The sequence below is a fragment of the Shewanella saliphila genome, from assembly GCF_014648295.1.
Taxonomy (GTDB): Bacteria; Pseudomonadota; Gammaproteobacteria; order Enterobacterales; family Shewanellaceae; genus Shewanella; species Shewanella saliphila.
Genome location: NZ_BMQV01000003.1, coordinates 1 through 11,968 on the forward strand (window position 1 = coordinate 1; position 11,968 = coordinate 11,968).

At 41.2% G+C, this 11,968-nt stretch carries 12 protein-coding genes; 3 read left to right on the forward strand and 9 right to left on the reverse strand.

Going from position 1 to position 11,968, the window contains the following annotated elements; genetic code table 11:
* Positions 1 to 551 precede the first annotated feature (551 nt).
* The 9 genes from mutT to nadC all read right to left on the reverse strand — a co-directional run bounded on the left by mutT (position 552) and on the right by nadC (position 8,914).
* A complete protein-coding gene (gene mutT, locus IEY48_RS02605) occupies positions 552 to 950 on the reverse strand; it encodes an 8-oxo-dGTP diphosphatase MutT (protein ID WP_188916954.1) in 399 nt (132 codons plus the stop codon).
* A gap of 11 nt (positions 951 to 961) precedes the next feature.
* The gene (yacG, locus tag IEY48_RS02610; RefSeq protein WP_188916956.1) at positions 962 to 1,171 is read right to left on the reverse strand and encodes a DNA gyrase inhibitor YacG; all 210 of its coding nucleotides are present in this window, start codon (positions 1,169 to 1,171) and stop codon (positions 962 to 964) included.
* An 80-nt stretch (positions 1,172 to 1,251) separates the two neighbouring features.
* Positions 1,252 to 1,986 (reverse strand): cell division protein ZapD, encoded by a 735-nt coding sequence (zapD, locus tag IEY48_RS02615; protein WP_188916958.1) that lies wholly within the window; start codon positions 1,984 to 1,986, stop codon positions 1,252 to 1,254.
* Positions 1,979 to 2,608 (reverse strand): dephospho-CoA kinase, encoded by a 630-nt coding sequence (gene coaE / locus IEY48_RS02620; protein WP_188916960.1) that lies wholly within the window; start codon positions 2,606 to 2,608, stop codon positions 1,979 to 1,981. Before coaE ends, zapD begins: the two co-directional genes overlap by 8 nt.
* The gene (locus IEY48_RS02625; RefSeq protein ID WP_188916962.1) at positions 2,605 to 3,531 is read right to left on the reverse strand and encodes a prepilin peptidase; all 927 of its coding nucleotides are present in this window, start codon (positions 3,529 to 3,531) and stop codon (positions 2,605 to 2,607) included. Before IEY48_RS02625 ends, coaE begins: the two co-directional genes overlap by 4 nt.
* A 22-nt stretch (positions 3,532 to 3,553) precedes the next feature.
* The gene (locus IEY48_RS02630) at positions 3,554 to 4,825 is read right to left on the reverse strand and encodes a type II secretion system F family protein (protein WP_188916965.1); all 1,272 of its coding nucleotides are present in this window, start codon (positions 4,823 to 4,825) and stop codon (positions 3,554 to 3,556) included.
* 106 nt (positions 4,826 to 4,931) lie between these two features.
* Positions 4,932 to 6,638: a type IV-A pilus assembly ATPase PilB gene (pilB, locus tag IEY48_RS02635; RefSeq protein ID WP_188916967.1), complete on the reverse strand. Its 1,707-nt coding sequence runs from the start codon at positions 6,636 to 6,638 to the stop codon at positions 4,932 to 4,934.
* A gap of 134 nt (positions 6,639 to 6,772) precedes the next feature.
* The gene (locus IEY48_RS02640; RefSeq protein ID WP_188916969.1) at positions 6,773 to 7,195 is read right to left on the reverse strand and encodes a prepilin-type N-terminal cleavage/methylation domain-containing protein; all 423 of its coding nucleotides are present in this window, start codon (positions 7,193 to 7,195) and stop codon (positions 6,773 to 6,775) included.
* An 840-nt stretch (positions 7,196 to 8,035) separates the two neighbouring features.
* A complete protein-coding gene (nadC, locus tag IEY48_RS02645; RefSeq protein WP_188916971.1) occupies positions 8,036 to 8,914 on the reverse strand; it encodes a carboxylating nicotinate-nucleotide diphosphorylase in 879 nt (292 codons plus the stop codon).
* Positions 8,915 to 9,421: 507 nt separating this feature from the next.
* Here nadC and ampD point away from each other — a divergent pair.
* The 3 genes from ampD (at position 9,422) to pdhR (ending at position 11,910) form a co-directional block, all read left to right on the forward strand.
* Positions 9,422 to 9,982: a 1,6-anhydro-N-acetylmuramyl-L-alanine amidase AmpD gene (ampD, locus tag IEY48_RS02650; RefSeq protein WP_188916973.1), complete on the forward strand. Its 561-nt coding sequence runs from the start codon at positions 9,422 to 9,424 to the stop codon at positions 9,980 to 9,982.
* Between the two features lie 58 nt (positions 9,983 to 10,040).
* On the forward strand, positions 10,041 to 10,892 hold the full coding sequence (gene ampE, locus IEY48_RS02655) for a beta-lactamase regulator AmpE (RefSeq protein WP_188916975.1): 852 nt from the start codon (positions 10,041 to 10,043) through the stop codon (positions 10,890 to 10,892).
* Positions 10,893 to 11,157: 265 nt separating this feature from the next.
* On the forward strand, positions 11,158 to 11,910 hold the full coding sequence (gene pdhR, locus IEY48_RS02660) for a pyruvate dehydrogenase complex transcriptional repressor PdhR (protein WP_188916977.1): 753 nt from the start codon (positions 11,158 to 11,160) through the stop codon (positions 11,908 to 11,910).
* Positions 11,911 to 11,968: the final 58 nt, after the last annotated feature.

Genomic DNA, 11,968 nt, shown 5'->3' on the forward strand with positions numbered 1-11,968 from the left:
GACGACTTACCTTTAACTGGCGAGCAACTTGAGCGCGATTGTGGCATTCCAAGAAACATGAAATGGCCAATAAGCGAATGCGCATACGAGCATCTTTTTCTGACTTTGATAATTTAACGAGTTCAACAGCTGTGTAGTTTTTCAAAGAATAAAATGATTTAGAAATGATGAGCACATTAGATCACAATTCAATGCGGATTGGTATGATAGCAGTGTGGTCGATATGCCCATGTGAGAATAGGTCATTTCCAGACGCCTAATTTCTCTGAAAAGAGAGTGATAAGCCCGTTGCTAACGCAACGGGCTTTTCTACGTCTGGAATTTGAGTTTTGTGCATCAATTTTTATTTATCAAAATGAGCAATAAAGTAGTGTGGTCGATATGCCCATGTGATAGTAGGTCATTTCCAGACGCCTAATATACGAAAATTGTTCCAGACAATTTAAGGCACTTCCTATATCGTCAATCACTGGTCTGTTGGTATTTTTTTACTAAGAAGCTTAGCCTTTATATCGTTATAAAAAAGCCATCTAAATCGATGGCTTGTTAATTTATAAATCTAAATTGAATAACTTTTCTAGGATGGGTTTATTCGCTTCGGGAAACTCATACTCGTTTAGTGATTGTATTGCTACCCATTTAACTTGTTGACCTTCCATACCAGAAGCATTACCACTGAAATCAGTGACGAGATGAATATCGAGTCTTACGTGCTTATCAGGGTAGTCGTGGCTGATATCCATAAATTCAGTTGTACTGTTCACATCTAAATTAACTTCTTCTTTAAGCTCACGCACTAATGCATCGCTGACCGATTCATTTGTTTCTACTTTACCGCCTGGGAACTCCCATTTACCGCCTTGATGAAGATGATCGTGGCGTTTGGCAAGTAGGATTTGTTTTTGTGGGTTTATTACTATTCCAACGGCGACATGTATTCTCTTTGACATAAAAACTCTTATTACTGTTTAAAGAAGTCTTCTTCATCATAGCCAATATCATCCATCATATCTGGGTCGATATTGTCTTTCACAGGGATGCTGTGTTTTTCGCTAGCCCAATCCCCAAGATCGATAAGTTTGCAGCGTTCACTGCAAAATGGCTTAAATAAAGATGTGGCGTTCCATTCAACAGATGTACTGCAAATAGGACATTTAACGGTTAAAGGCATATTGGTATCTTTTACCCCACAGACTAATCTCGTAATGACTAGTCGTGTTATTAATTGATCATGGCTTAATGGTAAAGCGTTTAATCACAGGTTGCCAGTGAGAACTCGATTGTTTCGTTGGTATGGCGATGTAAACTGAAATCAACAAAATGGATAGCGTATCTATTTCTGTGGCCGCTAATCGTTGGATAACAGTTATAGATGGGATTAATTTTAACGCGGATTAATGATAAAGGGTGTGGTGAATCCCCCTGGTAAAAGCCTGCTTGGGCGCTAAGACAAGTAAACTCAGCAGTATTGCGATATAGGGTTAACAAAAGTGTGATAGGCGCTAAAAGAGGCTTAAATTGCTGCAGCCAGTATTGAATATCTTGTTGTCTTTGTGGCCAGTCTTTTCCTAACCAAAAATGAAGTTGAGGCAGGTCGAAGTTGCAGTAAGCACCGGTCATATTAAAACGTTGTCGTAATGCTGAAATAAATTTATCTTGTTTGAGCTTATAGCCTATTCTTTCGGGGATCTGTAATGGCGCTTTTAGTGAAGTGAGTTGCTGGATAAGTTGATTAACTTGTTCGCTATCGGCTTCTTGTAAATAGCAAATGCTTCTCAGCTGTTGAACCTGCCTATCTATATCTTTTAATACTTCAGATCGATAATCACAACGTTCGGTTAATTCTAAAAGTGAGAATAGCGGATAAAAGCATTGATGGTGTTGATCTTGAACGACATTATTTTGTAACTGTTGTGCTAAATTTTCTAAGCGTAAATAGCTGCGGACTTTTTCATTTAAGGGTTGTTCGTAAATTAAATCAGTCATTGGGTTTAGTTGTTAACTCAGCAGCTTGTTGTAAAAATAGTTTATGCAGGCGACTCACTTGACTGCGCAACAGGTTAATGTCTCCTTGATTATCGATGATGTGTTCGGCTTTATCTAAGCGTTGCTGTCTGCTCATTTGGCTCGCAAGTATATGTTCAACTTGCTGTCTGCTAACGCCATCACGTTGCATCGTCCTTGATATTTGCAATTCTGGTGAAATATCTACCACCAAAGTTGTAGTTACTAAACTATCTAAATGATTCTCAAATAGCAAGGGGACAACCATAATCACGTATTTAGATGTCGATGCATTTACTTGGTCCAACATTTTTTGTCGGATCATTGGGTGCAGTAAGTTATTAAGCCATAACCGCTGTGCTTCGTTATCAAACACTTGGTTGCGCAGAGTTGCTCTATCTAGTTGGCCATCGGCAAGTAATATTTCATTACCGAAGTGTTGAGCAATGGCTGCAAGCCCTGCAGAACCTTTATCAACGACCTCTCTGGCTATTACATCAGCATCAACTAGCTCAATACCGAACTCTGCAAACAGATTCGCCACAGTGGTTTTGCCACTGGCAATACCGCCGGTAAGACCAACAACAAACTTTTGACTTATCATAAGGTGCTTAGATACCAATTAAGAATATCTTGTCCCCAGACTAATGCTATCCAACCTGCTGCGGCTATGTAGGGGCCAAACGGGATTGGATTACCCTTATTGAGCTTTTTAGTGATGATCATTAAGATGCCGACAACAGCGCCAACAAGAGATGATAGTAATATGGTCAGTGGCAACATTTGCCAACCGAGCCAGGCACCAAATACGGCTAATAATTTAAAGTCGCCATAGCCCATACCTTCTTTGCCCGTGACGAGTTTAAATAACCAAAATACTGACCATAAGCTTAAGTAACCTGCCGCCGCACCAATAATGGCATCTTGTGGGCTGGTATAAATACCTTTGAGGTTGATGACTAAACCGAGCCATAATATCGGCAAGGTGAGTTGATCTGGTAAGAGCATTTCATCTAAATCAATGCCAGTGAGTGCCACTAGCACAAAGGTTAATATGCTGGCATAGACAAATTGCCATGTTGGGCCAAAATGCCAGGCAAGAGTGGCAATCAGTATCCCCGTTAATAATTCGATAATAGGATAGCGAGCAGAGATTGCGGTTTTACAATTAGCGCATTTACCTTTTAATGATAACCAGCCCAGAATTGGTAAGTTATGCCAAGGTTTAATGTTACTTTTACACTTAGGGCAAGCCGAACCCGGCACGACTAAGTTATACTTTGCAGGAAACTCATCAATGGGTTTATTTAAATGTTCATTACCTATTTGTTTAACAATATCTGGGTGATATTCATTCAGGTAAAAGTTACATTCGCTTTGCCATTCACGCTTCATCATCACTGGTAAGCGATGAATCACAACATTGAGAAAGCTGCCAATGGTGGCTGCAAAAATAAAGCTAATAACAACAAATACCCAAGGATACAGCTGCATTGTTGTCGCAAAAGTTGAGATAAATTCAGTCATTTTTATTCTTATATTAAACTTGTTAACTTACAATTTTACCCATTTGGAAGATAGGTAGGTACATAGCAACAATTAAGCCACCGACTACCGTTCCAATAACCACCATCATAATGGGTTCAATCAAACTTGATAATCCATCAACCGCATCATCTACCTGCATTTCATAGATGTTAGCAACTTTATTGAGCATTTCATCCAGACCGCCAGATTCCTCACCAATCATCACCATTTGAATTAACATATCCGGAAACAGACCTGTGGTGCGCATGGCTACGTTCATTTGCATGCCTGACATGACTTCTTGACGCACTTTTAATAGTGCAGAGCGGTATACATAGTTTCCCGATGCTCCAGCAGCTGATTCTAAACCATCAATTAATGGTACACCTGCAGCAAAGGTGGTTGCTAATGTGCGAGCAAATCGTGACATTGCAGCTTTGTGGAGAATATCGCCAATTGCTGGAATTTTAAGCACTATCTCATCAATTTTATTTCTAAAGGTTTGCGAGGTTCTGTGTGCTCTTCGAAAGATCCATATCGCAGCAATGGTAATAATCGCAAAATAGTACCATGAGCTTTGTAAACCACGAGAGAGTTCTACTACCATTTTAGTAAAAGCAGGAAGTTCAGCGCCAAATCCTTTAAATATATCTTCAAATTGAGGGACAACGAAAAGAAGTAGCAAAACAGTGACGGCAATGGCAACCACCACTACAGCAGCAGGATAAAACATAGCCTTTTTGATTTTAGACTTTAATTGTTCAGCTTTTTCTCGATAGGTTGCAATGCGATCAAAAACTGCATCGAGTGAGCCAGAGTGCTCACCAGCGGCAACTAAGTCTACGTAAAGGTCATCAAAATACTGTCGGTGTGGCCTTAGTGCATCTGATAGTGGGATGCCTGATTGTACATCTGATAAAATCGTAGCAAGTAATTCTCGAACTTTGGCTTTTTCATGACCACGGCCAAGTAGCTCGATAGTGGTGACTAATGGCACACCGGCAGCTAGCATAGTGGCAATTTGGCGGGTAATCATTGCAATGTCCATTGCAGTGATCTTTTTTTCTGATTTAAATAATGGTGCTGACTTCTTACGCACTCCTTTTGGCGTTACACCTTGGGCTTTAAGCACGCTGCGGATCTCAGCAATGCTTGATCCTCGTAACTCACCAGAAGTCCGCGCACCATCACGGTTTACTCCTTTCCACTCAAAAGTAAACACTTTAGGCTGGTGCTTTTGGGTTTGCTTTTTAGTTTTAGTTTTAGGTTTTCTTTTTGCTGTTGCAGTGGCCATAGAGCCAAGTCCTTTTATTATCGAGCTCTCACTCAAAAAATGCAGTTAAGAGCATGTCTGCAAATCGGATTAAATTTAAGCAGTTAACTGACTCACTTTAGACTATTTAAAAGCTGGTAACACGGTTTATTTCAGCAATACTGGTGACACCATGGATGACTTTTAATAAGCCAGATTGACGTAAATCGCGCATGCCTTGTTGTTTTGCTTGCTTAGCAATCTGCAGTGAGTTACCGCCTTCCATAATGGTGCGGGCAATTTCATCACTCATTTTCATTACTTCATAAATACCGACACGGCCTTTATAGCCGCCAGAGCACTGATCACACCCGACAGGTTTGAATACGGTGAAACCCTTGTCAATGTCACTTTGCTGGAAGCCTAAACGTTGTAATTCTGTTTGTGGGATGTCTTCTGCTTGTTTACAGGCAGGGCATAAACGTCTGGCAAGGCGTTGAGCGATAATTAAATTGACTGAGCTTGCAATGTTGTAACCGGGTACACCCATATTGATTAAACGGGTTAAGGTTTCTGCTGCGGAGTTGGTATGTAGTGTCGATAATACCAAGTGACCAGTTTGCGCCGCTTTAATGGCAATTTCAGCGGTTTCTAGGTCACGGATTTCACCGACCATGACCACATCAGGATCTTGACGTAAAAATGAGCGCAGCGCTGAGGCGAAGGTTAAGCCGGCTTTTAAATTAATGTGGACCTGGTTAACGCCTTCTAGGTTTATCTCGACCGGATCTTCGGCGGTAGAAATATTGCGTTCTTCAGTGTTAAGGATGTTAAGCCCAGTATACAAGGATACGGTTTTACCAGAACCTGTCGGGCCAGTCACCAAAATCATCCCTTGCGGCTTGGCGAGCATTTCTTCGTACAATAAGCGTTGATCATCTTCATAGCCAAGTTTTTCGATACCAAGCTGGGCGGAAGATGAATCCAGAATACGCATTACAATCTTTTCGCCCCAAATGGTGGGCAAGGTACTAACACGAAAATCGATAGACTTGGTGCGCGATAGCTTCATCTTAATGCGGCCATCTTGCGGTACACGACGCTCAGCAATATCGAGCTTGGACATCACTTTTAAGCGGGCTGAAATTCGGTTTGACAAGTTAACCGGTGGCTCGGAGACTTCATGCAAAATGCCATCAATACGAAAACGAATGCGGTAGCGTTTTTCATAAGGCTCAAAATGTAAATCAGAGGCGCCTTTACGGATGGCATCAGTAAGGATTTTATTGATATATATGACAATGGGTGCATCGTCACTACTTTCTGGGTTAGGCTCTTCTTGTCGATTTGTATCGGTAAGCTCAATACTCGCAAGAGCTTCTTCATCAGCGCCAGATAAGTCTAAGCCCGAAATATCTTCTTCTATTACTTTTTCTAATATTTTTAGTAGCTTATCATCTTCGACTAAAATAGCTTCAGCGTGTAAACCTAAACTGAATTGAAAGTCTTCAAGAGCTGCAATATTGGTTGGGTCTGATGTAGCAATGTAAAGACGATTACCGCGTTTAAATAAAGGCAAACATTTGTGTTTTTCGATGAGCTTTTTGTTTAGTAGATCCTCGGATATATTACTAATATCAAAATCATTTAGATCAAGTAATGGTGTCCCATATTCCTCGTAACATAGTTCGGCAACTTCTCTGGCAGAGATCAATTTTTCAGCAACGATGGTGGAGACAAGAGATTGCTTATTTTGGCGAGATTTAGTTATAGCTGATGCAACCTGCACTTCGCTGAGCAAATTTTTACGGATGAAGAGGGTTGATAAGCCTAGATGGATACCTGTTGTTGACATTAAGTCACCTTGACTAATAATTTCAAATATTGAATTTTTATTTTCATCTCTAGTGAGGCTGTAGGAATAGAGGTAAAACAAAAAGTTAAAGAGGTCGTATTCTAACCTCTTTAACTAATTAGACTAATCAATATTTAGTCGAGACCCGCACCTTCTGTACATTGATCTGCAGTAGCTCCAGTTGCAGTGCCATCTACTGCAGCAGCATAAGTTACAGTACCCTCGTCAGCAATTGATGCTGTTACAACACAAGTGCCATCAGTAAATGCTAAATCGCCACCAGAACCTTCACTTAAAGCTGCTGTAACACTTAGACCATCAGTATTTGTTATTTCAGTAGCTATTGTGTCACAAGATATTCCAGATTGAACACAAGTTACAGCTTTAGTCGTGAATGAAGCTACTCCTTTCATTGCTGCACCACCATGCGCTGCACCTACATAGTCACGGTAAGCAGGCAGTGCGATTGCTGCAAGAATACCGATGATCGCAACTACGATCATTAATTCAATAAGAGTAAAACCCTTAGCGTTTTTGATTTGGTTGATACCTTTCATATTTCTCTCCGTAAAATTAGGCTGGGGGTAGTATCAATCCTCGATGGCTGCTGCTTAAGCTAGTATTGGACTAGTCATAAGCTGAGTAGCTGGCATTCCGTTTGCCGAAAACCTTAAAGCACAATTGTGTAGTACTGGATGTGAGCTCCGTAGTACTACGTTTTTTTGTTTTGCGTACATTATAGCGTTCACGAGTTATCGAACGACCCAAACCGAACGGGTATATCATAACCATGTTAGTGCATATTATGTTAGCAGATATTTTCTGACTGACACTTCGGCTGAGCAGTAAAACGAGGGCAAACCCGCTGTCATTAACAAGATTTTGGCAACATTTGACTTTAAACTTACAAGTGAAATGTTAACAAAATGCTAACGTGTCAGTGTTGTTTATCACCTAGCGATTACTGTACATGGCCGAAAGGCCAACTCGCCTACAATAAACGTTAGTATAATTTGTTACAAAATGGAATAGCCTTATTGTACAAATATTAAATAAATGTCTAAAAACACTCTGATTTCACATTTTCAGGACATTATACGATAAAAATATTTTGACGGATTCGTTGAAAAAAATCTTTTTTTGACAAAATGATAACAATGTCGATTTGTTGACGGCTTTTAATGGCGTTTTTATGTCTGAATGGAATGCTATGTAAGATAGTTTGGTGCGTGACAAGTGACAAGTGACAAGTGACAAGTGACAAGTGACAAGTGACAAGTGACAAGTGACAAGTGACAAGTGACAAGTGACAAGTGACAAGTGACAAGTGACAAGTGACAAGTGAATCGCATGGTGCGAGTAAGCTTATGGCGACCTCGCACCCAGTGGTTTGATGGTTAGGCTTTTAAGCGTAGTGACAAGTCTAGCGCTTTAACGTGTTTGGTGAGTGCACCTACTGATATATAGTCAACACCGGTTTGTGCGAATGTGGCTAGGGTATCAATAGTCACGTTTCCTGATACTTCTAGTTTTGCGCCTTTGCCTTGATCTTTATAACGGTTATTGAGGCTAACGGCATCGACCATCATGGTGACGTCGAAATTATCGAGCATAATAATGTCAGCTCCGCCATCAAGGGCTTGAGTTAACTCGGCTAATGATTCGACTTCTACTTCAACAGGCTTACTGTTATCTAATGTGCGCGCAGCACTAATGGCTTGCGAAATGCCGCCGCAGGCCATGATGTGGTTTTCTTTAATGAGAAAGGCATCAAATAACCCAATACGATGGTTTTTACCACCGCCACATGTAACAGCATATTTTTGCGCGGTACGTAAACCAGGAATGGTTTTGCGGGTGTCAAGTAAGCGGGTATGAGTACCTGAGAGTTTATCGACATAATGTTTAGTCAGGCTAGCAACGCCAGACAAGGTTTGAATGAAGTTCATTGCTGTACGCTCGCCAGTTAAAATGGCGCGGGCAGGGCCTGATAACTCACACAATACTTGATTAGGCACAACTAAGTCACCGTCGTCTACATGCCAATGTAGTACGACTTCGCCACCGAGTTGGTTAAACACTTGCTCAGCCCACGCTTTACCGCAAAATACGCCGTCTTCACGGGTGATTAAGCTGCCAGAAACGTGTTTGTCAGCAGGAATGAGTTGTGCAGTAATATCTGCCGTTAGCATATCTTCGATGCTGTTATGTGCACTGTAGCCTAAGTCTTCGTTGAGTGCTGTTTTTACGGCGTGGCGGATGTCATTTTCTAACATAAGCAAAGTCCTTGCTAAAGAGCGTGATAAGGTAAAACGACTAGGGATAAATAGTGTGGTCGTTTACCAAAAAGCATTTAAACAAGATTACCATATTTAAATGCCATACTTACACAGGGCGTGTTTATCTTTGTTGATAAATTATGCCGTCGGTTATTTTTCTGTCAGACAATCGTAAATGAGTGCCGTTTAGCCCGCTTAATAAGTGAGTTTGTGGGCAGTATGACTGGAAATAGCCACTGCCCGTAGCGTTGCGGCTAAAATGGCTTTATACCGCCTTGGATAATTTCGACCTAAGGCAATTATTCTCGCAACTATGTCTGCAACTATGTCTGCAACTATTTCCGTAAATATTCCCGCAACTATCCGCCTTGCCTATAGGCATTTTATCTCTCAATATAAACAATATACAAAGATAAGCACGTCCTAAATACCAGTAATGTTTAGCATTGGTATTCAGGTTTATAACTGTTAAATTTACTGTATCGACATTGAGTTAAGGTTGTTATGGCTATTGGATTATTAGTTAATGGTTGGTTGACTAGCGCGCGTCAGTGTATATCGCCACATTTTAACCAGCGGCCCGAGGGTGAGGTCAGTTTATTGGTTATCCACAATATCAGTTTACCTGCGGGTTGCTTTGGTTTGCCGCACATCGACGGTTTGTTTCAGGGCTGTTTAGATATTGAAGCAGATAGTAGCTTTGCTGAGTTGGCTGGCTTAGAGGTTTCTGCCCACTTTTTAATTCGCCGAGATGGGGAGGTGGTGCAGTACGTTAGTTGTGATGAGCGGGCTTGGCATGCTGGCGTATCACGTTTTGATTCGCGCTCAGGATGCAATGACTTTGCCATTGGTATTGAAATGGAAGGTACCGACACCAGTGGTTATACTGATGAACAATATCAACAATTAACCCTGTTAACTTTGGCGTTAATGGCGCAATATCCTATGATTAAGTTACCTAATATTGTCGGGCATTGTGATATTGCTCCAGGACGTAAAACCGATCCAGGTGACAGCTTCGATTGGGTACGTTATAAACAAGCTATTGTCGCTGCAAACACTTGATATAGTCATCATCGATTGTTGATGACTTTTAAGATATAGCACGGGTAAAAGGATATTTATGGCGTTATTTTCATTATTGGTGGCTATTTTAGTTGAACGGTTAAAGCTACTGCCAAGTGGCTTACAGTTTGATCATTTGATGGAACGTTACCATAAGCAATTTTGGGACGATGAGTCGCTAGGGTCAGAATTTGGCGTTGCAATGGCGTTAATTTTGCCAGCATTAGTGGTGTTTGTGATTAGCCATTTATTGCAGGGCATTTTGTTTGATCTATTAAGCTTACTGTTTTGGTTATTGATATCGGTAGTGTGCTTTAGTCATCAAAGATTACGAGAAGTATTTAAACAATATATTCAGGCGGCTTGTCGTGGTGATGTACAGGCTTGCTATCGCTATGCTGGGCAACTTGATTGTGCTGAATGCCTTGATGTGGTTGATGAACAAGATTTAGGTCAAAATGTAGGTCAAACGGTGGCGTGGATTAATTACCGCTATTATGGCGCTGTGGCGTTATTTTTGATTTTTTTTGGACCTGTAGGCGCCGTATTATACTGTAGCGTGCGCTTTTACAGTGACTTTAATATAAAGAATAACAAGGGTATGCCTTTAGTTGATTACTTGCAGACCTTACTTGATTGGATACCCAGTCGATTATTTAGCTTTGGGTATGTGTTAAGCGGCCAATTTAGCAGTGGGTTAGGTGCATGGCGTCAATATGCTTTGCGATTAAAGTGTGATGCCAAAACCATTGTGACCCAAACCGCTATCGCGGCGGAGTCATTACCTGAAGCCGGCAATGCGCCGATTAGCGTGCAGCCTACCTTGGCTTTACTCGCATTAAGTAAACGTAACTTTATTTTGTTATTAACTTTGGTGTCAGTATTAACCATTTTTGGGTTTGTCAGCTAACCTTGTAAGTCGAGTGAGCTGGCAAAAGTAGGGCGTTAACAGACGTTAAGATTGGTTAGATTTATTAACAATCATGACAAATGGTCTGACCATTTTAATACAAATATTTGTTTCGCTCAGAGGTTGTGCGTTTTAAACAAACTTGTGTGGTATTGTCAATATGCTAGAAACTAGACATGGCCTGTATGATTTGATAAAGTGCGCTCTCTCATATTAATTGGTAAGACCAATTGACAATTGCTTGTTTAGGGAGCAGGGGCGCCAAATGGCTTATAGTAAAATTAACCAGCCAAAAATATCCGATGTGATCATGGAGCAATTAGAGCGCATGATCCTTGAAGGTAGTTTACAGCCGGGTCAGAAACTGCCTCCCGAACGTGAACTTGCCGTGCAATTTGAAGTGTCTCGTCCTTCACTGCGCGAAGCTATTCAAAAATTAGAAGCAAAAGGGTTGCTCATGCGTCGTCAAGGCGGTGGCACCTATGTAAAAGAACAACTCTGGCAAAGTCTTGCCGATCCTATCGTTGAATTAATGCATAGCGACTCAGAAAGTCAGTACGACTTACTGGAGTTTCGTCACGCCACTGAAGGTATGATGGCGTATTTTGCTGCGCTTCGCGGCACCGATGCGGATATGAAAAATATCAACAAACGTATTGCTGAAGTTGAATCGGCAACCAATATTGACACTAAAGCCGATGCGATAGTGCGTTTTTATCGTGCAGTTGCAGAAGCGTCACACAATGTTGCCATGCTTCATCTAGTATTAAGTTTAACCCCTGTGCTGCATAAAAATGTAGCGCAAAATTTGGAACTTTTGAGCAGACGCGAAGAAACTTCCGCTACGGCAAATAATCACAGAAGAACATTACTCGCTGCGATTGTGCGCCGGGACCCAGACGCTGCACGTGCTGCTTCGAACGAGCATTTAAGCTACATCGAAGAAGTCATGTTGTCAGTAAGAGAAGAAGACAGTCGGTTGCAACGTAGTTTGCGCCGTTTAAAGAGCGGCGTGTAACTGAGTTGTTGTGTCAACAAGCAACAACGAATGCCGAAATATAACCCCGTATATAAAG

What these genes read in the sequence shown, in the direction of transcription:
- IEY48_RS02630 (WP_188916965.1), bottom strand. Translation starts at nt 4,825, where the DNA reads ATGGCCACTGCAACAGCAAAAAGAAAACCTAAAACTAAAACTAAAAAG.
- mutT (WP_188916954.1), bottom strand. Translation starts at nt 950, where the DNA reads ATGTCAAAGAGAATACATGTCGCCGTTGGAATAGTAATAAACCCACAA.
- zapD (WP_188916958.1), bottom strand. Translation starts at nt 1,986, where the DNA reads ATGACTGATTTAATTTACGAACAACCCTTAAATGAAAAAGTCCGCAGC.
- nadC (WP_188916971.1), bottom strand. Translation starts at nt 8,914, where the DNA reads ATGTTAGAAAATGACATCCGCCACGCCGTAAAAACAGCACTCAACGAA.
- ampD (WP_188916973.1), top strand. Translation starts at nt 9,422, where the DNA reads ATGGCTATTGGATTATTAGTTAATGGTTGGTTGACTAGCGCGCGTCAG.
- coaE (WP_188916960.1), bottom strand. Translation starts at nt 2,608, where the DNA reads ATGATAAGTCAAAAGTTTGTTGTTGGTCTTACCGGCGGTATTGCCAGT.
- IEY48_RS02625 (WP_188916962.1), bottom strand. Translation starts at nt 3,531, where the DNA reads ATGACTGAATTTATCTCAACTTTTGCGACAACAATGCAGCTGTATCCT.
- IEY48_RS02640 (WP_188916969.1), bottom strand. Translation starts at nt 7,195, where the DNA reads ATGAAAGGTATCAACCAAATCAAAAACGCTAAGGGTTTTACTCTTATT.
- yacG (WP_188916956.1), bottom strand. Translation starts at nt 1,171, where the DNA reads ATGCCTTTAACCGTTAAATGTCCTATTTGCAGTACATCTGTTGAATGG.
- pdhR (WP_188916977.1), top strand. Translation starts at nt 11,158, where the DNA reads ATGGCTTATAGTAAAATTAACCAGCCAAAAATATCCGATGTGATCATG.
- ampE (WP_188916975.1), top strand. Translation starts at nt 10,041, where the DNA reads ATGGCGTTATTTTCATTATTGGTGGCTATTTTAGTTGAACGGTTAAAG.
- pilB (WP_188916967.1), bottom strand. Translation starts at nt 6,638, where the DNA reads ATGTCAACAACAGGTATCCATCTAGGCTTATCAACCCTCTTCATCCGT.